The sequence below is a fragment of the Liquorilactobacillus satsumensis genome, assembly GCF_964065465.1.
GTDB classification, from domain to species: Bacteria; Bacillota; Bacilli; order Lactobacillales; family Lactobacillaceae; genus Liquorilactobacillus; species Liquorilactobacillus satsumensis.
Window position 1 is genome coordinate 2053107 of sequence record NZ_OZ061606.1, and the last position, 24023, is coordinate 2077129.

Consider the following 24023-nt stretch of genomic DNA (forward strand, 5'->3'; position numbering starts at 1 on the left):
AAAGGGGGCTGTGACAAAAGTTAAATTTTGTCACAGCCCCTCTTTTATTCCGGATAAATGTGTTCCATAAGTCAAAATTTTCCGTCTAACTTCGAAGTACTCATAGCAAAGGACTCGCTAGGTTCGTAATTTCGAGTTAGCACTCAAATTTTCCCGATTTATGTCACACTCTCCTTTATTTTCGGGTACAAGTCGAAATTAAGTGCTTCAACCATGGAACACGGTTAACTCAGACGCTTAAAGCTTAGTTTTGTTAAAGGCAAGGTAAGGTTGCTGAACCCAACCGTAATTTGCGAGTTGGTACCATATCACACCATCCACAGTGCTTTTGGCAATTGCTAGTACTTGTTTTCCGTGTTCAACAGAAGTACAAATTCTACCATTAGGATTGTCAAACAGACTGACCGCTTTTTGTGGTACAAATGAGATGCTTGCTGGCTGCTTCAGCGGCTCTGTGGGATAGCTTTTTTTTGAAACTGTTTTTGTATCGCCTAGAAAAGATGACTCTGCAGTAACGAATTTGACTTCTAAGTCATTAAATCTAAGCCAAAGTGCGCCTCCAAGGCAGTACCAAGTCTGGTCAAGATGTGTTTTGACTTTAGTAAAGGTTCGCCAAACAGAGTTAATTGGGAGTTGGAGTGTAAGTTTGTTGCCATTTGGTGCGTCAAAACAGACTGGCGTCTTTAAGATTTTGAGAAAGACTTTCTGAGGAATCACGCTCAGCCATGAGTCTTTCCGATAATAAAGAAGCAACTGCTGCGCGGCCAAGGAAAACTCACCCTTGATTTGACCCGCAACACTCATAAGATGATACCCGTGAAATGAAGGCGAATAGACTTGAAATGTATCTCCAATCTTTCCGCGAAGTAGCTGCGGTTCACCCAGCAGCGTTTGTTGATCAAAATCGCGACTGATAATCCAAATAGACCCAGCTTCTTTTCTCAGATATGTTAGTGTTAATAGTGCGTAGGGAGCGGCAAAGTAACTTGTAAAGCCTTTAATGTCAACGAGATCATAATTTTCAAAGGCCTTCAATCTGAAATTGACTTGTTCGCCGAGCTTTCCGCTGACTATTTCTGGTGCTGCCAGTTCTTTTCCGGTCAAATCACGATACATAATCAGCAATAATGCAGTTTGGCGTTCTTTGACACTTTTGGGCTGAGGTTGCAGTTGGGCATCCTTGTTTGTGACAGTTTCTTTATCAGCGACAGCGGTGGAAGCTGCCGCTTTTTTTTTTGTAATATACGCAGGAACAGTTCGCGGCGGTCTAGCATTGCTTTTTGAGTGTTTAGGAACGATACTGCGCAAAATTATTTTTTTTAGAAAACTCGAAAATGACAAGCTAACACCACCTTAGGAATTAGAACTAGAATATTTTTGGTCAACAGTACAAGTTAATATCTAACCAAGCTGGATATCAACAGTATTTTGGGTCCGCGTAATTTCGCTGGAGGAGCGTGTTTCATTAGTCAATTTTTGGAGGACGAAATCAATTTCTTCGTCTGTGACGCGTCGTGTTTTATTGGAAAGCACGATTTCTTCATGATTGGCTTTTTTCTTAAAAACCACCCGAGTATTGCCAAGAGTATAAATTTTGATAAAGTGGGTATCAGAATGGGTTAGTTCGCGTTGAATCCTTCTTGAATAACTATTACTGACGTCAATTAAATGCATAATTAAATCCCCCTCTTCTTTTCTGCTACCTTCATTATAATATAAAATCTTCCTTGAAACGTAGAAAAAAGTTAGTTTGTTAATAATTTACAAAAAAACATCGAGAAAATATTGCCAGTTAGATTCAAGCAGACTTGATTTTGAAAAAAGAGCTGCGGCAACGCTGAAATTTACTCCAGTATTGTCACAGCCCTTTTTTATTCAGCTTAGTAACCTTCAGCTTAAAGCTGTTACTTAAGGTTGTTATTAGCAGAATTGATTACTGCAGCTGTTGTAATTTTAATTTGTCCATCATCTAATTGTGCTTCGAAATTTTTAATCTCAGGATGTTCGAGATAGTAATCTGCAATGTTATCTTCAATTTGTTCCTGGATAACTCTGCGTAAAGGACGTGCTCCCATCTTAGGATCATAACCTAAGTCTACCAGCTTTTCTTTGGCTGCATCCGTAATACTCAATGTCAGATTTTGGTGTGCAAGCATTGCGCGTACATCATGAAGCATTAATGAAACAATTGAAAGCAGATCTTTCTTGCTTAATGGATTAAACTCAACAATGTCATCAAAACGGTTCAAGAATTCAGGTTTGAAGTATTTTGAAAGTGTGTCAAGTACGGAATGTGTCTGACCTGACGCTGCTGCGCCAAAGCCAACGTTTGCAACGGAATCACCGCTACCAGCATTCGAGGTCATGATAATGATAGTATCTTTAAAACTGACTGTCCTTCCTTGGGAATCGGTTAACCGGCCATCATCAAGAATTTGCAGGAACATGTGCATTACATCTGGATGTGCTTTTTCGATTTCGTCTAAAAGTACAAGACTGTAAGGATGGCGACGAACTTGTTCAGTTAATTGTCCTGCCTCTTCATAGCCAACATAACCAGGAGGTGAACCAATTAATTTTGAAACCGAGTGTTTTTCCATATATTCACTCATATCAAAGCGGATCATTGAATCTTCTGTGCCAAAAAGTTCTTTTGCAAGTTGGCGTGCGGTCTCGGTCTTTCCTACACCAGTCGGACCAACGAATAGAAATGAACCGATTGGACGCCCTGATTTATTAAAGCCGATGCGATTACGCCGAATTGCGCGTGCCACCTTGTCAACGGCCTCATTTTGACCAATCACATGTTTTTCAAGTGAAGAAGCTAAATCTTTAAGCTGTTGCTGTTCTTTTTGTTGTAATTCACCAACAGGGATATTAGTTTTTTCTTCGATAATTTTTTCCATGTCTTTTTCGGTAATTTCAGGAGTATCTTCCGTTTCAATTTTTGAATTCTTTAATTGAGAGAATTTATTTTCCTGATCGCGATAGTAGGCAGCTTTTTCGTAGTCTTCCTTTTGTAAAGCATCCTTTTTTTGTTCCTCAGCTTTTTTGATTTTTTCTTCGATAACTTGAGGATCAACAGCTTGAATCGTCAAATTCTTACGTGAACCAGATTCATCCAATAAATCAATTGCTTTATCTGGCAAGAAGCGGTCTTGAATGTAGCGATTGGATAATTCAACAGCTGCCTTAATTGCTTGAGGAGTGTAACGAACATGATGGTAAGCCTCGTATTTTTTCTGAATCCCCTTCAAGATCGCGATTGTTTCAGCAGTAGTTGGTTCGTTGACCTGAACAGGTTGGAGTCTACGTGCAAGTGCTGCATCTTTTTCGATTGCACGGTATTCGTTCATCGTAGTAGCCCCGACTAATTGAAGTTCTCCACGTGCTAGGGCGGGCTTCAAAACGTTTCCAGCATCCATCCCGCCTTCCGCATTGCCTGCACCAACAATTTCGTGAATTTCATCAATAAAGAGAATGATGTCCTGATTTTGCTTTAATTCAGTCATTAATTGCTGCATTCGCTGCTCGAATTGTCCACGAATACCGGTTCCCTGAACTAATGAAACCACATCTAAGCGGATTACTCGTTTATTGAGTAACTTTTGCGGAACATCACCATTTACAATTTTTTGTGCTAGTCCTTCAACAACAGCTGTCTTACCCACACCAGCTTCACCAATTAGCACTGGATTATTCTTTGTTCGTCTATTAAGGATCTCAGTGACACGTGCGATCTCTTTATCACGGCCGATCACTGGATCAATTTTATTGTTCTTTGCTTCAGCAGTGAGGTCCAGGCCATATTGTGCCAATATTCCGCCACCACGATTGCCGCGGCCACCATTGCCAGCAAATTGCTGTTGATTTTCCGCTCTGTTTTGGTACTGTGGATTATTTGGTGCCTCGTTACCCATCGAACGGAAAATGTCGTTCAAGCTTCCGAATCCGAAGGGATCTTGGGTTGAATCTTGCAAGTTATTTCCTTGGGCTCTTTCTTTCATTGCGCGATAACAGCTTTGACAAAGATCGATTGATGTTTGTCTGCCATTAATACTAGTGGAAAGATGAATAGTAGCAGGATTTTGATGGCAATTTTGACATATCATCGTCGTTTCACGACCTTCCTTTTTTAGTAATCAAAGATAGTTTGACTTTCTTTGACCTTTCACGGGAAAGTATACTCAGTTTGTGCGACAAGTGCAAGCCTAATGCTCGGATATTTGTGTTTTTTTTAATATTCGGATATCATTAAGCGCAAGGAAAAGAGGGTGAATGGCATGGAAGAAGAATATCAGCGTTCTTTAGAAGATTTGGTTGCTGGCAAGCTCGATAAATTAGAAGTTACTGCAGCCGATTTTATGAAATTTCAACCAGTTTTGATGAATTTTCAACAGCGTAAAAGAATTGTCGGCATTGCTCAACGAAATGGTGTAATCACCTATCACTATGAAAATTAAGCGGGCACAACTTAATTAGATATAAGTAGAAAGGGGGTTGTCTTGGAATTTGATTCATGCTACCATTTACTCTGGTGGGGAGAGTCGCGCTATTTATTAATGAAAACGTGTTCTTAAAATATTTTCATTAGTCAAATGCGTTACAGTCCTTAAAAATACTTATAGAATGCAAAGGAGCTCGATTCAACTATGGAAAAGAAAGAATTTCACATCATCGCAGAAACAGGTATTCATGCTCGTCCAGCAACACTTTTGGTGCAAGCTGCTAGCAAATTTAACGCAGATGTAACTTTGTCTTATAATGGCAAATCAGTTAACTTGAAATCAATTATGGGTGTGATGTCATTAGGCGTAGGCCAAAATGCTGACGTTACAATTGCTGCTGACGGTGCAGATGAAGCTGACGCAGTTGCTGCAATTGCAGACACAATGAAAAAGGAAGGACTTGCTGAATAATGACGGAAAAGTTAAAGGGGATTGCAGCCAGTGATGGAATTGCTGCTGCAAAAGCATATATGCTTGTACAACCCGACTTATCATTTTCCGAAACAGCGGTTGATGACCCTGAAGCTGAAATTAAACGGTTAGGTAAAGCGGTTGACGAAGCAAAAGCTGAATTAAAGATCATCAAGGAAAAAGCAACAGCAAATCTTGGAGCTGAAGAAGCTGAGGTTTTCGAAGCGCATCTGACCATTTTGTCTGATCCAGAACTCATTGGAAACATTGAGAAAAAGATCAAAGAAGACAAGGTAAATGCTGAAAAAGCGTTAAAAGATGTTACTGATACTTTTATTGCCATGTTTGAAGGCATGACAGACAATGCATACATGCAGGAACGTGCTGGTGATATTCGCGATGTTACAAAGCGGGTTCTCAGTCATTTGTTGGGTGTTACTTTGCCTAATCCAGCTTTGATTAATGATGAAGTTGTGATTATTGCGCACGATTTAACTCCTTCAGATACAGCACAGTTGGATCGCAAATTTGTCAAGGGCTTTATTACTGATATTGGCGGCAGAACTTCTCATTCTGCAATTATGTCACGCACACTTGAAATTCCTGCGATTGTTGGTTCCGGCAATGCAACAGCAAGTATTAAAGAAGGCCAAGAGGTAATTGTTGATGGAACTGCCGGGATTGCACTTGTAGATCCATCAGCTAGCGAACTTAAAGAATATCAGCAAAAAGCAACTGCTTTTGCAAAACAAAAAGCTGAATGGAAGCAACTAAAAGATGCTAAGTCTGTTACGGCAGATGGAAAGCAATTTATTTTAGGTGCTAATATTGGAACTCCTAAAGATGTTGAGGGCGCAAATGACAACGGGGCAGAAGCTGTTGGACTTTTCCGTTCTGAATTTCTGTATATGGATTCTAGTGAACTTCCAAGTGAAGAAGACCAATTTAAAGCTTACAAACAAGCTGTCGAAGGCCTAAGCGGCAGGCAGGTTGTAGTTCGGACAATGGATATCGGTGGGGACAAAGAATTACCATATCTGCCATTGCCAGAAGAAATGAATCCATTCTTGGGTTACCGTGCGATTCGAATTAGTCTTGATAAACAAGATATTTTCAGAACGCAATTACGTGCCTTGCTACGGGCTTCACACTATGGTCAGTTGGCGATTATGTTCCCAATGATTGCGACTGTTAAAGAATTTAAGGCTGCAAAAGCAATTTATGAGGAAGAAAGAGCCAAATTAATTGCTGCTGGGACACCAGTTGCAGATCATATCGAAGTTGGGATGATGATGGAAATTCCTGCTGCAGCAATGATTGCGGATAAGTTGGCTAAATATTCCGATTTCTTCAGTATCGGAACCAATGACTTGATCCAATATTCAATGGCAGCTGATCGTGGTAATGAACATGTTTCTTACCTCTATCAACCTTACAATCCGTCAATCCTACGCTTGATTAAGAACATCATTGATGCTTCTCATGCTGAAGGCAAATGGACAGGAATGTGCGGTGAAATGGCTGGAGATCAAGTTGCAGTGCCGATTTTAACCGGTCTTGGACTTGATGAATTCTCTATGAGTGCAACGTCTATTCTGAAAACACGGAGTTTGATGAAGAAGCTTGACACAACTAAAATGAGTGAATTGGCTCAAAAAGCTGTAACAGAATGCGAAACAACTGAAGAAGTGGTCGCACTTGTTAAGGAATACACCAAATAAGCATACAATAAAATATAAATTCTAAGATAATTAAGAGGTTGCGACCAAGACATGAGTTTGGGCGTAACCTCTTTTTTTAGTGAAGATTCATTAAAAACCTAAGCTAATGTTATAAGCTAAATTAAAAAAAGATTAGGATGAATTTGTCGTATTTTTAAAGGATCAGCAGATTGGCAAAATTCCAGTTCCAACGTGAGCTTGAGCCTTTTTTCGAAGAAGAGAGTGTGGCAGCAGATTAATATTTTTGTTAAGATTTGTAATGATTAAGAGGTAACATTCTATGAATCATTGCAATAGAACGCTTGAAACAATATAATTAACAATGACTAATTAATGTTAAGGGGGATGCTCGTGAATATCGGTATTTTTACAGATACGTACTATCCACAGGTTAGTGGCGTGGCTACCTCTATTAAAACACTGCGTGAACAGCTTGAAAGTCGTGGTCATAATGTTTATATTTTTACGACGACAGATCCTAATGTTGAGCCAAGTCAGTATGAAAGAAATATTTATCGTTTTACCAGTATACCTTTTATTTCTTTCACTGATAGGCGAATAGCAGTCAGAGGTTTGTTTAGAGCATATCAGGTTGCCAAAGAACTCGAATTGGATATTGTTCACACTCAGACCGAGTTTTCGATGGGCTGGATTGGCAAGTTTGTTGCAAAGAATCTTAAAATTCCTTGTATTCATACTTACCATACGATGTATGAAGATTATTTGCATTATGTTGCAAAGGGAAAGCTGCTTAAGCCTTATCATGTTAAACAGATGTCGCGGACCTTTTGTTATCATATGAATGGTGTGGTAGCTCCGAGTGAACGCGTCTTAAACACGCTTAAACGGTATGGAATTAAGAGCCCAATCTCGATTATTCCAACAGGAGTCGATGTTGCTAAATTTGAATACCATACTAAGGATGATTTACGTGCTCAATATGGTATCTCAGAGGATGCACCATTACTGTTAACATTGAGCCGGCTTGCTTATGAAAAGAATATTGATAAATTAATCAGCGTGATGCCTTTGATCCTGCAAAAAAGTCCGCAGACAAAATTGCTGGTTGTGGGCGATGGACCTGCGATGGACAGTCTAAGACAACAGACAAAGGAACTTGGATTAGAAAATGCAGTTATTTTTGCTGGTGAAATTGACAATGATCAGGTAGCTGCCTACTATCAGATGGCGGATCTATTTGTTTCAACTTCTGTTTCTGAGTCACAAGGACTGACCTACATCGAGGCGTTGGCTTCAGGAGTACGTGTTGTCGCTACTCATAGTCCTTATACTGATGAACTGCTCGAAGACACTGATTTTGGCTGCACTTTTAGCAATCAAGCTGAGTTAGTGACCGTTATCTGTCATTATTTAAAACTTAGAGGAGTCAAGATTGCACCCGACAAGTTGGCGGCAAAACGAGAAAGCGTTTCTGCGGATAACTTTGGGGAACGGATTCTTGGATTCTACAAGGTTTGTCAGGAACTTTATAATAAGCAAAGAGCAACTAGTCATTCTGGAGAAATCAGCTGATTAGCTGATATTTTAGAGGAGTTTTTATATGTTGAGGATCCACATGTTTTCTTCTGCAACAAAGATTAAGGGTCAAGGTGTAGGAAGTGCTTATACTGAATTAATCAAATTGCTGCAAAAGCATTTTGCAGATAAAATACAGGTCTCCATTAATAAGTTAGGTGTTGCTGATATCAGCCATTATCACACAATAGATTTTAAATTCTTTTTAAGCACTTTCCTACCTGGAAGAGGTCGAAAGATTGGCTATGTTCATTTCCTGCCGGAGACTTTGGAGGGTAGTTTAAAGATTCCGCAACCTTTTAAACAGATCTTTTTTTGGTATTTAATTACTTTCTATAAGCGGATGGACCATTTAGTGGTTGTTAATCCATGTTTTATCAAAGACCTAGAAAGATATGGGATTGCACGGGAAAATATTACGTATATTCCAAATTTTGTTTCCAAAACTGAATTCCATGAGTTGACTCCTGCAAGAAAGAAAGCGTTACGTCAAAAGTATGGGATTGCACAAGGACGCTTTACAATCATTGGAACCGGTCAGGTACAAGAACGTAAGGGGGTGCCTGATTTTATTGAGTTGGCACGAAGATTACCGCAATTTCAATTTGTGTGGGTCGGAGGCTTCTCATTTGGGAAGATGACTGACGGGTATACACAACTGAAAAAAGTGGTTGCAGACCCGCCCACAAATTTGCTTTTTCCTGGCATCGTTGAGCGTGAACAGATGAACGCCTTTTATAATTTAGCTGATGTTTTCTTACTGCCCTCATTTAATGAGCTGTTCCCAATGAGTGTTTTGGAAGCTTTCAGTTGTGGAGTGCCAGTTGTTTTAAGAGATCTTGAATTGTACCGCGCAATTATTGCAGGTCATTATTTGGCTGGCAAAAATGTTGCGGAATTCGAAATGTGCTTAAAAAAGTTGGCAGACCAGCCGCAATTATTAAAACAGCTCCATGAAAAATCACTGGAAGAAGCCAAATATTATTCTGAGGACAATTTGGCAGCTATTTGGTATGATTTTTACCGTGAGCAGACTGAGACGGTGTGATATGACAAAAAAAAATAAGCTCGTTTTCTTACTGATGTTGGTTTTGGGAATTGCAATTTTTTTGTTTTCCGTCAGAAATGTTTCATTTTCAGCATTAGTAGTTGACATTCAGCACCTTCACTGGGGATGGCTAATCGTTGCCTTTTGCAGTATGTTTTTTTCTTTTTTTCTGGAAGCGATAGTGGTCAAGGCGTTGTTACATAAAGAGACGATGACACTGCGCTGGCGTGATGCGCTCAGAATTCCCCTCATTGAACAACTTTTTAACGGGATTACGCCGTTTTCTTCTGGCGGGCAACCAGCACAGTTGTTTGCCATGCTTCAGTCTGGGGCTGATGCAGGGCGCGCAACTTCAGTGTTGTTAATGAAATTTGTTGTTTATCAGTCAATGATCGTCGTCAATTTTATTTTTGCTTTATTAACCGGTTTTCATTTTGTGGCAGATAAAATGCAGGTGCTTTCATTGCTATTTGTTTTGGGCTTTGTGGTTCATCTTTGCGTGATTATGGCATTATTAATGATTATGTATTGGTACAGTTTCACTAAAAGGCTTGTCAAAGCTTTCTTTAAACCACTTAGATGGCTTTCAAAATCAAATCGGTATGAAAAACTGGAAGAAAAAGTTGATGTAAAAATCGATAATTTCTATGAAGAAAGTTTGCGCTTGAAAAGAGATGGCTGGTTGCTTTTTAAAATCAGTTGTTTGACGCTTGTGCAACTCTTCTTTTATTATATTATTCCTTATTTCATTTTATTAGGATTAGGAGTTTCAGGCGTAAATTTCTGGATGATTACTACTATGCATATTTTAATCGTCATGGTAATCTCTTTATTTCCAATTCCTGGAGGCTCAGGTGGAGCTGAATACAGCTTTTCAACCATTTTTTCGAGCTTTATTACGAATTCAAGTAAATTAATTCTTGCAATGATTTTGTGGCGGATTATTACTTATTATTTTGGAATGTTTTTAGGGATGATTGCGCTGGTAATTCCCCCGCAAAAAATGAAGAAAATTGATAAATAAAAAAGAGCTGCGCCGTTAGTTGGTAAAAGTCTATTTTACAAACATAGATGTATTTTGCTGTGATTAAGCTGAAGTTATGTGATATATTTTTATCGGTAATAAAGGGGGGGTTGTGACAAAAGTTAACTTTTGTCACAACCCCTCTTTTATTCCGGATAAACGTGTTCCATAAGTCAAAATTCTCCGTCTAACTTCGAATTACTCATAGCAAAGTACTCGCTCTGTTCGTAATTTCGAATTAGCACTCAAATTTTACCGACTGATGTCACACTCTCTTTTTAATTTTATTTTACAACCTGTGAATTAACGAGTTCCATCCAGCAATGGGTGCTGCCAGGCCCAAAATAAGCGCAGCTAAATCTGGATTATTTATAAGCAAACATGAGATTCAAGTAATTTTTAGCACAGGATTGTCATGATTGGGTTCTCTTTTTTTAGTTTTTACTAAATAACGATGGCAAAAAAGTTAAATTTCGTGTATATTGTTTTTTTATCAGAGTAATGCGCAATATAATAGAGGATATAAAACTGTAAAGAAGGAAAATTGAATTATGGAAAAATCACAATTAGCAGGAATTATTTCAAGGTTAGAAGCAATGGTCGCTGAGGACAACCCAGCTCAAGAGCAGCAGCGGCGTTTTGAAAAGAATGGACAAGAGCGTGGTGTAGTAACGTATGATAAAGAAAGTGCAACGTTTATTCTTGAAGAATTACCTGATAAACAAAGGTTTGAGTTTGACAATGTTGATCTGGCAGCAATTGAGATCTATGAATTATTAAATGACTAAAGTTATTAAATAAGTGTGAAGATCGGGTTTTTTAGTTTTCAAAATTTTTGGGGAAAGGCTATAATGTTTTATTAAAAGGGATTTTAAAATGGAGGCAGTTAAATGGGGTCAGTCTTAAAAAAAATTAGGAATGTCCTGAATACAAAAAGCGGTTTTTTTGTGTTGGTGCTCTTTTGCTTTTGGCTAAAGACCTACCTCACATACCAAACAAAGTTTAACCTAGGAGTAAGTGGTAGTGTGCAGCAGATTTTATTGATGCTGAATCCTCTACCAATTGGGATCTTGCTCTTTGGGATTGCACTTTATTTCAGGGGACGCAAGTCATATTGGATTATGATGATTGTTAGTCTACTTGAATCAATGTGGTTGTTTGCTAATATTTTGTATTATCGGGAATTCTCTGATTTTCTTTCATTAGGTATTATCAAATCTTCGGGTTCAGTTTCGAACAATCTTGGTTTGAGTATTGTTGAAATTATTCATCCGACTGATTTCTTAGTTTTTTTGGATGTTATAATCTTAGGCTTATTGCTGGTCTTTAAGGTAATCAAGGTTGATAGACGCAGGATTCGGATTAGAAGTGCAGTTTTGGTTTCTACTTTAGCAGTTGTGCTTTTCGGAGTTAATTTGTCTGCTTCTGAGAAAAATAGACCACAATTATTAACCCGGACGTTTGATAATAACTATATTGTAAAGTACTTGGGAATTAACTTTTATGCAGGTTACAATGCTTATCAGACTTATAAAGAAAGTTCAACTAGGGCTAATGCAAGCAGTAGCGATTTGAATGAAGTTTTAAATTACCTGAAAACTAATCGTGCCGCTGCTAATGTTTCTTACTACGGCAAAGCCAAAGGGAAAAACGTCTTTATTTTCCATCTTGAAAGTTTTCAGCAATTCTTGATTAATTATAAAGTTAATGGGCAAGAGGTTACGCCTAATGTAAACAAGTTCTATAGCGACAGCAATACACTTTCTTTTGATAACTTCTTTAATCAAGTAGGCCAGGGGAAAACTTCTGATGCTGAAACGATGCTTGAAAATTCGTTGTTTGGTTTACCGTCAGGGTCGGTGATGACCTCTTATGGGACTTCTAATACCTTCCAAGCACTTCCCGCTATGCTCGACCAAAAGGGATATTCAACGGCTGCTTTTCACGGGGACGTTGGTAGTTTTTGGAATAGAAATAATACTTACAAGTCTTGGGGATATCAATATTTCTTCAATGATGATTACTACAAGCAAAAAACAAATTATAGTGTCGGTTATGGGCTCAAGGATAAAATCTTTCTTAAACAAGCAACACAGTATCTTGAACAACTACCGCAGCCGTTTTATGCGAAGCTGATTACGGTGACAAACCATTATCCGTATGAATTGGATAAAGAAAATCAAAGCATTCAGAAAACGACTACCGGTGATTCAACCGTTGATGGGTACGTACAGACTGCGCATTATCTGGATCAGGCTTTTGGTGAATTCATTAGTTATCTGAAAAAGTCTGGATTATATGATAATTCAATGATTGTGGTTTATGGTGATCACTATGGAATCTCGAATAATCACAAAAAAGCAATTGCGCAATTGTTGGGCAAGAGTTCTATTTCAAGCTATGACTTGGCGATGTTCCAAAAGGTTCCGTTCATGATTCATTCGAATGGCTTAAAGGGCGGGGTTAACCATACCTATGGCGGAGAGATCGATGTTATGCCAACCTTAATGGACTTATTGGGGTTGAAAAATACCGATACCATTCAATTGGGAAATGATTTACTCTCAGAAAATAGAAATCAAACAGTGGCATTTAGAAATGGGGATTTTGTCTCTCCTACCTATTCTAAAATTGGCAGCAAGGTTTATGATAGTAATGGACAGGTTGCATCTAATCTAACAACTGAGCAAAAGAAGAGTGTTGATGGGATGCAAGCTAGAACTAATAAGGTGCTTTCCTTGTCAGACAAAATTGTGACGGGTGACTTGCTACGCTTCTATACTCCGTCAGGATTTAAAAAAGTTGATAAGCGGCAGTACAGTTATAAGTATTCTGACGGGATTAAGCTCTTGAAGAAACAACAGCAGACCTCCAAGAGCAGTTTAATTCAACAAAAAGGTGGTCATTCTACGACTGATTTATTTACAACGGATGCACCTGAATTGAAATGATCTTTGGAATAATCTTTAATAAGCTAAAATAACTTTCTAATATTTGTGAGGAGTTGTGTTTAAACGTAAAGTTTGACACAGCTCCTTTATTTTTATCTTCTATATCTTATGAATTAGGATGATTCGTTAGCAACTTTCTATGGTTCAGGTTATATTATAGGCAATTCCATTTTATTTTACAGGTGGTAGTCTCTTAAATGCTTAGTCACGCAATAGTGCATGCTTCTAGGCGGATTTTGGTAGTTAGAGTCAATTACAACAGTAACAAGGATAATCTGATGCTATTAAGTTGTACAGTTGCTATATGGTATGATCATCTTCAGTATTTTTGGCGGTTAACTACGAATTGAAATTAGGCAGAAGTGGACTACTATATAGTATATGAATGAAAACTTCTTGAGAATAATTGTTAAGCAGGGGTTGGACTAATTGCTACTAACCTCTGGATCGAATGATTCAAAAGTATGTGTTAGCAAATGAGACAGCTTTTTTATAAAACGGCAAATAAAATTAACGCTGGGTCGCGGAATTTATTAAGCATGGAAACTATTTTGACTGTGGTAGTTAAGATTAGGTGGTAAAGCGGCAGTTATGGTTTTGCAAAAACTACGAAATTAAATGGTGAATCTTCAAGTTAAAAGTAAGAAAAGACGAATATTTAGTAATGAGTTTCATTGAATATATGCATAAAAAAAAACTGCATAAAAAGCTTGACGTGGTATTAATTACTTGGTATTATATTCATTGTCGTTGAGTTAAGCAGCAAGCACTTTGCTACTTAGCTGATGCGGCAATTGCAATTTTTACAAGCTGTATAAATACAAACTTTTCGAATATTTATTCAAAAAAAGTTGTTGACAGTGTTGGAAATTGATGTTATTATTAAATAGTTGCGTTAAGCAATTAAGTAGACCTTTGAAAACTGAACAAAGTTTCGACAAATCAAATGTGTAGGGCTCTTGCAGTGCAAGAGCAAACATTTGCGAAGTCAATTTCGCTAGTATTAAATTAATGAGTCACAAACTTTTAAAATGAGAGTTTGATCCTGGCTCAGGACGAACGCTGGCGGCGTGCCTAATACATGCAAGTCGTACGCAGTTTCTTCACCGAGTGCTTGCACTCACCGAAGAAACTGAGTGGCGAACGGGTGAGTAACACGTGGGTAACCTGCCCAAAAGAGGGGGATAACACTTGGAAACAGGTGCTAATACCGCATAACAACAAAAACCGCCTGGTTTTTGTTTAAAAGATGGTTTCGGCTATCACTTTTGGATGGACCCGCGGCGTATTAGCTAGTTGGTAAGGTAATGGCTTACCAAGGCAGTGATACGTAGCCGAACTGAGAGGTTGATCGGCCACATTGGGACTGAGACACGGCCCAAACTCCTACGGGAGGCAGCAGTAGGGAATCTTCCACAATGGACGCAAGTCTGATGGAGCAACGCCGCGTGAGTGAAGAAGGTTTTCGGATCGTAAAACTCTGTTGTTAGAGAAGAACGTGTGTGAGAGTAACTGTTCATGCAGTGACGGTATCTAACCAGAAAGCCACGGCTAACTACGTGCCAGCAGCCGCGGTAATACGTAGGTGGCAAGCGTTGTCCGGATTTATTGGGCGTAAAGGGAACGCAGGCGGTCTTTTAAGTCTGATGTGAAAGCCTTCGGCTTAACCGAAGTCGTGCATTGGAAACTGGGAGACTTGAGTGCAGAAGAGGAGAGTGGAACTCCATGTGTAGCGGTGAAATGCGTAGATATATGGAAGAACACCAGTGGCGAAAGCGGCTCTCTGGTCTGTAACTGACGCTGAGGTTCGAAAGCGTGGGTAGCAAACAGGATTAGATACCCTGGTAGTCCACGCTGTAAACGATGAATGCTAAGTGTTGGAGGGTTTCCGCCCTTCAGTGCTGCAGCTAACGCATTAAGCATTCCGCCTGGGGAGTACGACCGCAAGGTTGAAACTCAAAGGAATTGACGGGGGCCCGCACAAGCGGTGGAGCATGTGGTTTAATTCGAAGCAACGCGAAGAACCTTACCAGGTCTTGACATCTTTTGCTAACCTGAGAGATCAGGTGTTCCCTTCGGGGACAAAATGACAGGTGGTGCATGGTTGTCGTCAGCTCGTGTCGTGAGATGTTGGGTTAAGTCCCGCAACGAGCGCAACCCTTATTACTAGTTGCCAGCATTTAGTTGGGCACTCTAGTGAGACTGCCGGTGACAAACCGGAGGAAGGTGGGGATGACGTCAAATCATCATGCCCCTTATGACCTGGGCTACACACGTGCTACAATGGACGGTACAACGAGTCGCAAGACCGCGAGGTTTAGCTAATCTCTTAAAACCGTTCTCAGTTCGGATTGTAGGCTGCAACTCGCCTACATGAAGTCGGAATCGCTAGTAATCGCGGATCAGCATGCCGCGGTGAATACGTTCCCGGGCCTTGTACACACCGCCCGTCACACCATGAGAGTTTGTAACACCCAAAGCCGGTGCGGTAACCTTTTAGGAGCCAGCCGTCTAAGGTGGGACAGATGATTGGGGTGAAGTCGTAACAAGGTAGCCGTAGGAGAACCTGCGGCTGGATCACCTCCTTTCTAAGGATAATTACGGAAACTGCACATTCGTCGAAACTTTGTTTAGTTTTGAGAGGTTTACTCTCATTTAAGGATGTTATGGGCCTATAGCTCAGCTGGTTTAGAGCGCACGCCTGATAAGCGTGAGGTCGATGGTTCAAGTCCATTTAGGCCCATCCTTTTTATGATTTCGGGGCCTTAGCTCAGCTGGGAGAGCGCCTGCTTTGCACGCAGGAGGTCAACGGTTCGATCCCGTTAGGCTCCATTAGCAACTATATGGTTGCTATAACTTGTTCTTTGAAAACTAGATAATATTTTTTCTGATTTAAATTAACAAACCGAGAACACCGCGTTTTAAACGAGTTTTGAAACAAGATTTAGTTCTTTAACGTAAAACTCATAGCCGCTTTACCGTAGGTAAAGTTAGGTTAAGTTATTAAGGGCGCATGGTGGATGCCTTGGTACTAGGAGCCGATGAAGGACGGGACTAACGCCGATATGCTTCGGGGAGCTGTAAGTAAGCTATGAGCCGGAGATTTCCGAATGGGGCAACCCAATAGTTTTAATCAACTATTACTGCTGATCGAATTCATAGATCAGTCAGAGGAACACGCAGGGAACTGAAACATCTAAGTACCTGCAGGAAGAGAAAGAAAAATCGATTCCCTCAGTAGCGGCGAGCGAACGGGGAACAGCCCAAACCAGAAAGCTTGCTTTCTGGGGTTGTAGGACTGAACATTTGAGTTACCAAAGTGGACGTTAACCGCATGACCTGGGAAGGTCAGCCAGAGAAGGTGAAAGCCCTGTAGGTAAAAGCGGCCACTCTCAGTTCAGGATCCTGAGTACGGCGGAACACGTGAAATTCCGTCGGAATCCGGGAGGACCATCTCCCAAGGCTAAATACTCCCTAGTGACCGATAGTGAACCAGTACCGTGAGGGAAAGGTGAAAAGCACCCCGGAAGGGGAGTGAAACAGTTCCTGAAACCATGTGCCTACAAGTAGTTAGAGCCCGTTAACGGGTGATAGCGTGCCTTTTGTAGAATGAACCGGCGAGTTATGTTTGTCTGCAAGGTTAAGCCGTCAAGGGTGGAGCCGTAGCGAAAGCGAGTCTGAAGAGGGCGTTTGAGTAGGCAGACATAGACCCGAAACCAGGTGACCTACCCATGTCCAGGTTGAAGGTGCGGTAAAACGCACTGGAGGACCGAACTCATGTATGTTGAAAAATGCTGAGATGAGGTGTGGGTAGCGGAGAAATTCCAAACGAACTTGGAGATAGCTGGTTCTCTCCGAAATAGCTTTAGGGCTAGCCTCGGAAATTAGGATCGTGGAGGTAGAGCACTGTTTGAACTAGGGGCCCGTCTTGGGTTACTGAATTCAGATAAACTCCGAATGCCACTGATCTTTATCCGGGAGTCAGACTGCGAGTGATAAGATCCGTAGTCGAAAGGGAAACAGCCCAGACCACCAATTAAGGTCCCTAAATATATGTTAAGTGGAAAAGGATGTGGAGTTGCACAGACAACTAGGATGTTGGCTCAGAAGCAGCCACCATTTAAAGAGTGCGTAATAGCTCACTAGTCGAGTGACCCTGCGCCGAAAATGTACCGGGGCTAAACATATTACCGAAATTGTGGATGCAACCGTGAGGTTGCGTGGTAGGAGAGCGTTCTAAGGGCGAAGAAGCCAGACCGGAAGGACTGGTGGAGCGCTTAGAAGTGAGAATGCCGGTATGAGTAGCGCAAGACAGGTGAGAATCCTGTCCACCGAATGACTAAGGTTTCCTGGGGAAGGCTCGTCCTCCCAGGGTTAGTCGGGACCTAAGCTGAGGCCGCAAGGCGTAGGCGATGGATAACAGGTTGAGATTCCTGTACTAGTTATATTTGTTTGAACGATGGAGGGACGCAGGAGGCTAGGAATGCACACTGATGGAAATGTGTGCCCAAGCAGCAAGTTTGGTTACGAGTTAAATGCTTGTAACTGAGGACAAGCTGTGACGGGGAGCGAAATTATAGTAGCGAAGATTCTGATGTCACACTGCCGAGAAAAGCTTCTAGTAAGAGTATAACTACCCGTACCGCAAACCGACACAGGTAGTCGAGGAGAGAATCCTCAGGTGAGCGAGAGAACTCTCGTTAAGGAACTCGGCAAAATGACCCCGTAACTTCGGGAGAAGGGGTGCTGAGCGTAAGCTCAGCCGCAGTGAATAGGCCCAGGCGACTGTTTATCAAAAACACAGGTTTCTGCAAAATCGTAAGATGACGTATAGGGGCTGACGCCTGCCCGGTGCTGGAAGGTTAAGAGGATGGGTTAGCTTCGGCGAAGCTCAGAATTGAAGCCCCAGTAAACGGCGGCCGTAACTATAACGGTCCTAAGGTAGCGAAATTCCTTGTCGGGTAAGTTCCGACCCGCACGAAAGGCGTAACGATCTGGGCACTGTCTCAACGAGAGACTCGGTGAAATTATAATACCCGTGAAGATGCGGGTTACCCGCGACAGGACGGAAAGACCCCATGGAGCTTTACTGTAGCTTGATATTGGGTGTTTGTACAACTTGTACAGGATAGGTAGGAGCCATAGAAGTCGGGACGCTAGTTTCGACAGAGGCATTGGTGGGATACTACCCTCGTTGTATGAACACTCTAACCCGCGCCACTAAGCGTGGCGGGAGACAGTGTCAGGTGGGCAGTTTGACTGGGGCGGTCGCCTCCTAAAAGGTAACGGAGGCGCCCAAAGGTTCCCTCAGAATGGTTGGAAATCATTCGCAGAGTGTAAAGGCACAAGGGAGCTTGACTGCGAGACAGACAAGTCGAGCAGGGACGAAAGTCGGGCTTAGTGATCCGGTGGTTCCGCATGGAAGGGCCATCGCTCAACGGATAAAAGCTACCCTGGGGATAACAGGCTTATCTCCCCCAAGAGTCCACATCGACGGGGAGGTTTGGCACCTCGATGTCGGCTCATCGCATCCTGGGGCTGTAGTCGGTCCCAAGGGTTGGGCTGTTCGCCCATTAAAGCGGTACGCGAGCTGGGTTCAGAACGTCGTGAGACAGTTCGGTCCCTATCCGTCGCGGGCGTAGGAAATTTGAGAGGATCTGTCCTTAGTACGAGAGGACCGGGATGGACACACCGCTGGTGTACCAGTTGTTCCGCCAGGAGCATCGCTGGGTAGCTACGTGTGGATGAGATAAACGCTGAAAGCATCTAAGTGCGAAACTCACCTCGAGATAAGATTTCCCATTTCTTCGGAAAGTAAGACCCCTGAGAGAAGATCAGGTAGATAGGTTGGAAGTGGAAGTACAGTGATGTATGGAGCGGACCAAAACTAATCGGTCGAGGACTTAACCAAAAGAAAAAAACGGAGTTTTTGGAAGTTAACGCAAAGCAGAAGAAATATTAGCTAGTTTTGAGGGAACAAGTTTTTCTCAAAAGAGTGCGGTGATGATGGCAGGAAGGATACACCTGTTTCCATTTCGAACACAGAAGTTAAGCTTCTTAGCGCCAAGAGTAGTTGGGGGATCGCCCCCTGCGAGGGTAGGTCGTTGCCGTGCATCTAATTCCGGCATAGCTCAGTTGGTAGAGCACCTGACTGTTAATCAGGTTGTCGACGGTTCGAGCCCGCCTGCCGGAGTTTTGCATCATTGCTGGAGAGTTGTCCGAGTTGGCCGAAGGAGCATGATTGGAAATCATGTAAACGGGTAATGACCTGTTTCAAGGGTTCGAATCCCTTACTCTCCGTAGCAAGATGACCCGTTGGTCAAGTGGTTAAGACACCGCCCTTTCACGGCGGTAACATGGGTTCAAATCCCGTACGGGTCATATATTGGAGGATTAGCTCAGTTGGGAGAGCGTCTGCCTTACAAGCAGAGGGTCACAGGTTCGAGCCCTGTATCCTCCATAGTATCACGGTCCTATGGTGTAGGGGTCTAACACGCCTGCCTGTCACGCAGGAGATCGTCGGTTCAAATCCGTCTAGGACCGTTTTATATTTTAATATTTATGATGGCTCGGTAGCTCAGTCGGTAGAGCAATGGATTGAAGCTCCATGTGTCGGCAGTTCGATTCTGTCCCGCGCCACCATGGAAGGGTAGCGAAGTCTGGCTAAACGCGGCGGACTGTAAATCCGCTCCTTCGGGTTCGGTGGTTCGAATCCACTCCCTTCCATTTTTATTATAGGGGTATAGTTTAACGGTAGAACTACGGTCTCCAAAACCGTCAGTGTGGGTTCAAGTCCTACTACCCCTGCCATTTATGGCGATAGTGGCGAAGTGGTTAACGCACCGGATTGTGGCTCCGGCACGCGTGGGTTCGATTCCCACCTATCGCCTTTGTAATTGGGTTATAGCCAAGCGGTAAGGCAAGGGACTTTGACTCCCTCATGCGCTGGTTCGAATCCAGCTAACCCAGTTAGGGATTTGTTCTTTTAACTGGCGGTATAGCCAAGTGGTAAGGCAGAGGTCTGCAAAACCTTCATCACCGGTTCAAATCCGGTTACCGCCTTTAGTTGCTTTTAGGCGCTAACTGTAGTAAAATTTATTAGTAATGTTTGTTATGCCGGTGTGGCGGAATTGGCAGACGCGCTGGACTCAAAATCCAGTGCCCGTTGAGGGCGTATCGGTTCGACCCCGATCACCGGTATTATAAGTAATAAGGAGAAGGACAGAAGCAATTAGCTTCTGTCCTTTTTTGTTTATATTACGGATAAACGTGTTCCATAAGTCAAAATTCTTCGTCTAACTTTGAATTATGCAGCCAAGTTTTGTAAGGCACTTCACTTATGTCACACTCTCTTTTTTGTTTATATACGCTAGAAAAAGTAACAAATTAAAGTAAATACAAATGTTATGTTAGATATTATTACTTTTAGTCCTATTTTTCCGTTGATAATTAAGATCTTAAATTAAAGTAAAGGAAACTATAGACAAGTATAGAGTTTGAATGTTACAATTTGTGACATTAAATAGGGAGGGATCTTATGAACGCTGCAAATTCAACTTTTTTGATTATTTCAAGCGTTTTAGTTTTCTTTATGACACCTGGGTTGGCTTTTTTCTATGGTGGCTTAGTTTCAAAGAAAAATGTTGTCAATACAATGCTTTCAGTTTTTTTTATTTGTGGAATAGCGGTTGTCTTGTACGCCGCAGTTGGTTATGAGTTGTCTTTTAATGGAGATATCGGCGGAATAATAGGGCAAGTCAAGCATTTCTTTTTGAGCGGTGTTGATTTAGCTGCACTTCAATCTAAGGAACTTGGAATCAATGTAGGAACCTATCTTATTTTTCAAATGATGTTTGCAATTATCACTCCTGCATTATTTGTGGGTGCAATTGTTGGGAGAATGCGCTTTAACTTTTTACTGTTGTTCATCGTTTTTTGGTCAATTCTTGTTTATTACCCAATGGTACATATTGTCTGGAGTGCCAAAGGGATGCTGGCTTCATATGGAGTCTTGGATTTTGCTGGAGGGACAGTTGTTCATATTAATGCAGGAATCACTGCACTTGTACTTTCAGTTTTTCTTGGGAAAAGAATTGATTTTAACAAAAAAAGAGAACATTACAATATGCCCTGGGTATTGTTGGGGACAACAATTCTGTGGATCGGTTGGTATGGGTTTAATGCCGGTTCAGCTCTTGGAATGAACGAAGTCGCGGTTCAAGCATTTCTGACAACAACTGTTGCAACTGCTGCGGCTTTAGTTATCTGGATGGTTTTAGACATGCTGATTGTGGGTAAGCCAACTTTAGAAGGGGTTTGTACCGGAACAATTTGCGGACTGGTTGGAATTACTCCAGCAGCAGGTTTTGTGACCGCTGCAGGGGCTTTCTGGATTGGAGCTTGCAGTACCCTCGTTAGTTTCTGTTTCATAACTTACATTAAGCCTAAATTGAAATATGATGATCCACTCGATGCATTTGGATGCCATGGGGTTTCAGGAATAGTTGGTTCTATCTTAACTGGGGCTTTTGCAACTAAAGCTGCAAACTCTTCTTTAACACAAAATGGTTTGTTCTATGGCGGTGGGTGGCATCAATTGCTTGTCCAGTTAGTTGGAACACTTTTTACAATCGTGTTTGTAACGGTCGTTGTATGTATCATTGTGGTCGCCATGAAACTGTTTGTTAAAATTCGGGTTGATGAAAAAGAAGAACTGGTGGGACTTGACCAGGGAGAACATGGTGAGTTTGCTGATTATACAGTTGCGCCTAAATTAACAGATATCGAAAAATATGGTGAAGAATTTCAGGGTCAGTTGGCACATTTAAACAATCCTAAATCTTAAAAAGAGTTCAATGCCGTTAGACGTTAAATTCAGTAGCTACAAAATAATTTGCCAGCGAGACTATGACAAGCTTTGTTGACTGTGCAAAGGGCGTGAACAAAAGAAGATACCTAGCTATTGAAATACGAATTTGTATAAAAATAAGGACCTAGAGTAAAGTAAATGTTTCGCTCTAGGTCCTTTTGATTTGTTATTGTTACATTGACATACTGCAATAGTCGCTGTTTAGGTTTCCAAAGTTAAAACGATTTGATAAAGGAGTTCAAATTATTATTACCAAAATGTGAAAGCTGATATAAAAGGATATCGGCACAAGCCCGACTATCATCCAAAGCATTATGATGGTGTTCAAGCTTGATATTAAGATTTTGGCAAATTGTATTTAATTTGTAATTTTGAAGGCCCTTGAAGTAGGAGCGACTAGTTGCTAGGGTATCAAGTACTAAAAAATTTGGTTGTGGGATGTTATAAAGTGCAAGACTGTGTTTTAAAACACTGCAATCAAAACGTGCATTATGCGCAACTACTAATTTGTCAGGTGAAAAAAAGGGAAGGATATGGGGCCACAGTTCAGAAAAAGTTGGGGCCTCAGCGACATCTTGCGTTCTTAAGCCATGGATTTGCGTGTTTCGCCAATGAAAAGGGGCTTGGGGATTGATTAATGAGTATAGCTCATCAACAATCTGGTCATTGCGAACAACTGTTAATGCAAGTGAACAGGCGCTATTTCTTTTTGCATTTGCAGTTTCAAAGTCAATTGAAACAAAGTTCATAATTGATTCTCCTTTTTAATATCTAACTATAGCGTAAATTGGTTAATAAACTAACGGATGGCGGGTCTGCTTAACCGAAAATTTATGTCTTTGTTCCTAATGAATTATCTGTAACTCATTTTAACAGGTGTCTTTAAAAAAAACTACCAACAAAGACTGCTGAAAGTGTTAGAATTAAGTCAGAATGAGTGAATGCGAGGATGAATATGATGTTACAAGCACAAGAAACTTTTGCGGAATTTTTCTCTGAAAGCCAAGTATTAGTGAATGAACCGTTAGCGAAATATACTAATACCAAAACTGGGGGACCGGCTGAGCTAGTCGCATTTCCGAGAAGTTATGCTGAGATAAAAGCAATGGTCTTAACCGCCAATAAAATCGGGCTGCCACTGACAGTGATTGGAAATGCAAGTAATTTGATTGTAAGAGATGGCGGCATTCGCGGATTAGTTCTGATTTTAAATAAGATGAAAACACTTAAAGTTGAAGCTAATGAGCTCACAGCTGCCGCAGGGGCTGCAATGATTGACACGACTGAATCCGCATATCAAGCTGGATTAGCTGGGCTTGAGTTTGCAGCTGGAATCCCCGGAAGCGTTGGCGGTGCGATTTTCATGAATGCGGGCGCGTATGGAGGGGAAGTTTGCGAGTGTGTAGAGTCGGTTGACGTTCTAACACGTACTGGTGAATTTAAGACATATTCTAATGAGGCGATGGACTTTGGTTATCGCCACAGTCGTATTCAGCAAAGCGGTGAGATCGTTTTGGCGGCACGTTTTAAATTAGAACCAGGGTCAAAAAAAGTAATTCGTGCTAAAATGGATGAATTCAATTTTTTGCGTGCTTCGAAACAACCGCTCGAGTATCCTTCTTGTGGAAGTGTTTTCAAACGACCTGTGGGACATTATACGGGAAAACTTATTCATGATGCAGGATTACAAGGTTATCAGGTTGGCGGTGCGCAAATTTCCTTGAAACATGCGGGCTTTATTGTTAATCGTGGAAATGCAACAGCTAGTGATTACTTGGCAGTGATTAAACATGTGCAAGCGGTCATTAAACGCCTGTTTGATGTCGAGTTGGAAACAGAAGTACGTATAATTGGTGAAAAAAAGTAATTTAGGCAAAGAACTTGGTTTGAGATTAAGCGAAGTTCTTTTTTTTTTTAGCTTTTTTTGTAATAATTAATCATGGAGGTGTCTGCTG

General features: G+C 41.3%; 14 protein-coding genes, 14 tRNA genes and 3 rRNA genes. 27 read left to right on the plus strand and 4 right to left on the minus strand.

Going from position 1 to position 24023, the window contains the following annotated elements; translation table 11 throughout:
• Nucleotides 1–237: 237 nt before the first annotated feature.
• From AB3Y88_RS09435 to AB3Y88_RS09445, 3 genes are all read right to left on the minus strand, one after another.
• Nucleotides 238–1341, minus strand: coding sequence for a MucBP domain-containing protein (locus AB3Y88_RS09435; protein ID WP_228888223.1), 1104 nt, complete (start codon nucleotides 1339–1341; stop codon nucleotides 238–240).
• Between the two features lie 60 nt (nucleotides 1342–1401).
• The gene (locus AB3Y88_RS09440; RefSeq protein WP_228888221.1) at nucleotides 1402–1674 is read right to left on the minus strand and encodes a DUF1827 family protein; all 273 of its coding nucleotides are present in this window, start codon (nucleotides 1672–1674) and stop codon (nucleotides 1402–1404) included.
• A 230-nt stretch (nucleotides 1675–1904) separates the two neighbouring features.
• Nucleotides 1905–4112, minus strand: a complete 2208-nt coding sequence (locus AB3Y88_RS09445; RefSeq protein WP_228888219.1) for an ATP-dependent Clp protease ATP-binding subunit — start codon at nucleotides 4110–4112, stop codon at nucleotides 1905–1907.
• A gap of 171 nt (nucleotides 4113–4283) precedes the next feature.
• On the opposite strand from AB3Y88_RS09445, the gene AB3Y88_RS09450 reads away from it, so the two are divergent.
• From AB3Y88_RS09450 to AB3Y88_RS09575, 26 genes are all read left to right on the plus strand, one after another.
• Nucleotides 4284–4463 carry a hypothetical protein gene (locus tag AB3Y88_RS09450; RefSeq protein ID WP_054758039.1) on the plus strand — a complete coding sequence of 60 codons (180 nt, stop codon included), beginning with the start codon at nucleotides 4284–4286 and terminating at the stop codon, nucleotides 4461–4463.
• Nucleotides 4464–4652: 189 nt separating this feature from the next.
• Complete coding sequence (locus AB3Y88_RS09455) at nucleotides 4653–4919, plus strand: phosphocarrier protein HPr (protein ID WP_054758038.1); 267 nt, start codon at nucleotides 4653–4655, stop codon at nucleotides 4917–4919.
• The gene (gene ptsP, locus AB3Y88_RS09460; protein ID WP_056961158.1) at nucleotides 4919–6640 is read left to right on the plus strand and encodes a phosphoenolpyruvate--protein phosphotransferase; all 1722 of its coding nucleotides are present in this window, start codon (nucleotides 4919–4921) and stop codon (nucleotides 6638–6640) included. Before AB3Y88_RS09455 ends, ptsP begins: the two co-directional genes overlap by 1 nt.
• Nucleotides 6641–6991: 351 nt before the next feature.
• Nucleotides 6992–8173, plus strand: coding sequence for a glycosyltransferase family 4 protein (locus AB3Y88_RS09465; protein ID WP_054758036.1), 1182 nt, complete (start codon nucleotides 6992–6994; stop codon nucleotides 8171–8173).
• Nucleotides 8174–8201: 28 nt separating this feature from the next.
• On the plus strand, nucleotides 8202–9224 hold the full coding sequence (locus AB3Y88_RS09470; RefSeq protein WP_228888212.1) for a glycosyltransferase family 4 protein: 1023 nt from the start codon (nucleotides 8202–8204) through the stop codon (nucleotides 9222–9224).
• Between the two features lies 1 nt (nucleotide 9225).
• Nucleotides 9226–10248 carry a lysylphosphatidylglycerol synthase transmembrane domain-containing protein gene (locus AB3Y88_RS09475; protein WP_056961160.1) on the plus strand — a complete coding sequence of 341 codons (1023 nt, stop codon included), beginning with the start codon at nucleotides 9226–9228 and terminating at the stop codon, nucleotides 10246–10248.
• Between the two features lie 551 nt (nucleotides 10249–10799).
• Entirely contained in the window at nucleotides 10800–11036 is a 237-nt protein-coding gene (locus AB3Y88_RS09480) for a YkuJ family protein (protein WP_054758157.1), read from the plus strand.
• Between the two features lie 102 nt (nucleotides 11037–11138).
• Nucleotides 11139–13199, plus strand: coding sequence for an LTA synthase family protein (locus AB3Y88_RS09485; protein WP_056961161.1), 2061 nt, complete (start codon nucleotides 11139–11141; stop codon nucleotides 13197–13199).
• A 1027-nt stretch (nucleotides 13200–14226) separates the two neighbouring features.
• Nucleotides 14227–15787 (plus strand): 16S ribosomal RNA (locus AB3Y88_RS09490).
• An 80-nt stretch (nucleotides 15788–15867) separates the two neighbouring features.
• A tRNA-Ile gene (locus AB3Y88_RS09495) sits at nucleotides 15868–15942 on the plus strand.
• A gap of 16 nt (nucleotides 15943–15958) precedes the next feature.
• Nucleotides 15959–16031, plus strand: a tRNA-Ala gene (locus AB3Y88_RS09500).
• Between the two features lie 161 nt (nucleotides 16032–16192).
• A 23S ribosomal RNA gene (locus AB3Y88_RS09505) occupies nucleotides 16193–19110 on the plus strand.
• A gap of 85 nt (nucleotides 19111–19195) precedes the next feature.
• Nucleotides 19196–19312 (plus strand): 5S ribosomal RNA (gene rrf / locus AB3Y88_RS09510).
• Together the 16S, 23S and 5S rRNA genes with 14 tRNA genes alongside form the textbook arrangement of a ribosomal RNA operon.
• Nucleotides 19313–19319: 7 nt before the next feature.
• A tRNA-Asn gene (locus tag AB3Y88_RS09515) sits at nucleotides 19320–19392 on the plus strand.
• A gap of 15 nt (nucleotides 19393–19407) precedes the next feature.
• Nucleotides 19408–19499: transfer RNA gene (locus AB3Y88_RS09520), tRNA-Ser, on the plus strand.
• A 9-nt stretch (nucleotides 19500–19508) separates the two neighbouring features.
• Nucleotides 19509–19580: transfer RNA gene (locus AB3Y88_RS09525), tRNA-Glu, on the plus strand.
• A gap of 6 nt (nucleotides 19581–19586) precedes the next feature.
• Nucleotides 19587–19659 (plus strand) — tRNA-Val (locus AB3Y88_RS09530).
• A gap of 9 nt (nucleotides 19660–19668) precedes the next feature.
• Nucleotides 19669–19742: transfer RNA gene (locus tag AB3Y88_RS09535), tRNA-Asp, on the plus strand.
• A gap of 23 nt (nucleotides 19743–19765) precedes the next feature.
• A tRNA-Phe gene (locus AB3Y88_RS09540) sits at nucleotides 19766–19841 on the plus strand.
• A gap of 1 nt (nucleotide 19842) precedes the next feature.
• Nucleotides 19843–19925 (plus strand) — tRNA-Tyr (locus AB3Y88_RS09545).
• A gap of 10 nt (nucleotides 19926–19935) precedes the next feature.
• Nucleotides 19936–20009 (plus strand) — tRNA-Trp (locus AB3Y88_RS09550).
• 6 nt (nucleotides 20010–20015) lie between these two features.
• A tRNA-His gene (locus AB3Y88_RS09555) sits at nucleotides 20016–20088 on the plus strand.
• A gap of 8 nt (nucleotides 20089–20096) precedes the next feature.
• A tRNA-Gln gene (locus AB3Y88_RS09560) sits at nucleotides 20097–20168 on the plus strand.
• A gap of 22 nt (nucleotides 20169–20190) precedes the next feature.
• Nucleotides 20191–20261 (plus strand) — tRNA-Cys (locus tag AB3Y88_RS09565).
• Between the two features lie 53 nt (nucleotides 20262–20314).
• A tRNA-Leu gene (locus AB3Y88_RS09570) sits at nucleotides 20315–20399 on the plus strand.
• Between the two features lie 337 nt (nucleotides 20400–20736).
• Nucleotides 20737–22044 (plus strand): ammonium transporter, encoded by a 1308-nt coding sequence (locus tag AB3Y88_RS09575; protein ID WP_228889357.1) that lies wholly within the window; start codon nucleotides 20737–20739, stop codon nucleotides 22042–22044.
• A gap of 239 nt (nucleotides 22045–22283) precedes the next feature.
• Here the strand turns inward: AB3Y88_RS09575 and AB3Y88_RS09580 are convergent, their stop codons facing one another.
• Complete coding sequence (locus AB3Y88_RS09580) at nucleotides 22284–22817, minus strand: 3'-5' exonuclease (RefSeq protein WP_228889360.1); 534 nt, start codon at nucleotides 22815–22817, stop codon at nucleotides 22284–22286.
• A 209-nt stretch (nucleotides 22818–23026) separates the two neighbouring features.
• Here AB3Y88_RS09580 and murB point away from each other — a divergent pair, with 209 nt between their 5' ends.
• Nucleotides 23027–23935, plus strand: coding sequence for a UDP-N-acetylmuramate dehydrogenase (gene murB, locus AB3Y88_RS09585; RefSeq protein ID WP_056960906.1), 909 nt, complete (start codon nucleotides 23027–23029; stop codon nucleotides 23933–23935).
• Nucleotides 23936–24023 lie beyond the last annotated feature (88 nt).

Coding starts and splice junctions, on each gene's coding strand:
- AB3Y88_RS09485 (WP_056961161.1), top strand. CDS start 11,139: ATGGGGTCAGTCTTAAAAAAAATTAGGAATGTCCTGAATACAAAAAGC.
- AB3Y88_RS09440 (WP_228888221.1), bottom strand. CDS start 1,674: ATGCATTTAATTGACGTCAGTAATAGTTATTCAAGAAGGATTCAACGC.
- AB3Y88_RS09455 (WP_054758038.1), top strand. CDS start 4,653: ATGGAAAAGAAAGAATTTCACATCATCGCAGAAACAGGTATTCATGCT.
- AB3Y88_RS09470 (WP_228888212.1), top strand. CDS start 8,202: ATGTTGAGGATCCACATGTTTTCTTCTGCAACAAAGATTAAGGGTCAA.
- AB3Y88_RS09480 (WP_054758157.1), top strand. CDS start 10,800: ATGGAAAAATCACAATTAGCAGGAATTATTTCAAGGTTAGAAGCAATG.
- ptsP (WP_056961158.1), top strand. CDS start 4,919: ATGACGGAAAAGTTAAAGGGGATTGCAGCCAGTGATGGAATTGCTGCT.
- murB (WP_056960906.1), top strand. CDS start 23,027: ATGTTACAAGCACAAGAAACTTTTGCGGAATTTTTCTCTGAAAGCCAA.
- AB3Y88_RS09445 (WP_228888219.1), bottom strand. CDS start 4,112: ATGATATGTCAAAATTGCCATCAAAATCCTGCTACTATTCATCTTTCC.
- AB3Y88_RS09580 (WP_228889360.1), bottom strand. CDS start 22,817: ATGAACTTTGTTTCAATTGACTTTGAAACTGCAAATGCAAAAAGAAAT.
- AB3Y88_RS09575 (WP_228889357.1), top strand. CDS start 20,737: ATGAACGCTGCAAATTCAACTTTTTTGATTATTTCAAGCGTTTTAGTT.
- AB3Y88_RS09475 (WP_056961160.1), top strand. CDS start 9,226: ATGACAAAAAAAAATAAGCTCGTTTTCTTACTGATGTTGGTTTTGGGA.
- AB3Y88_RS09450 (WP_054758039.1), top strand. CDS start 4,284: ATGGAAGAAGAATATCAGCGTTCTTTAGAAGATTTGGTTGCTGGCAAG.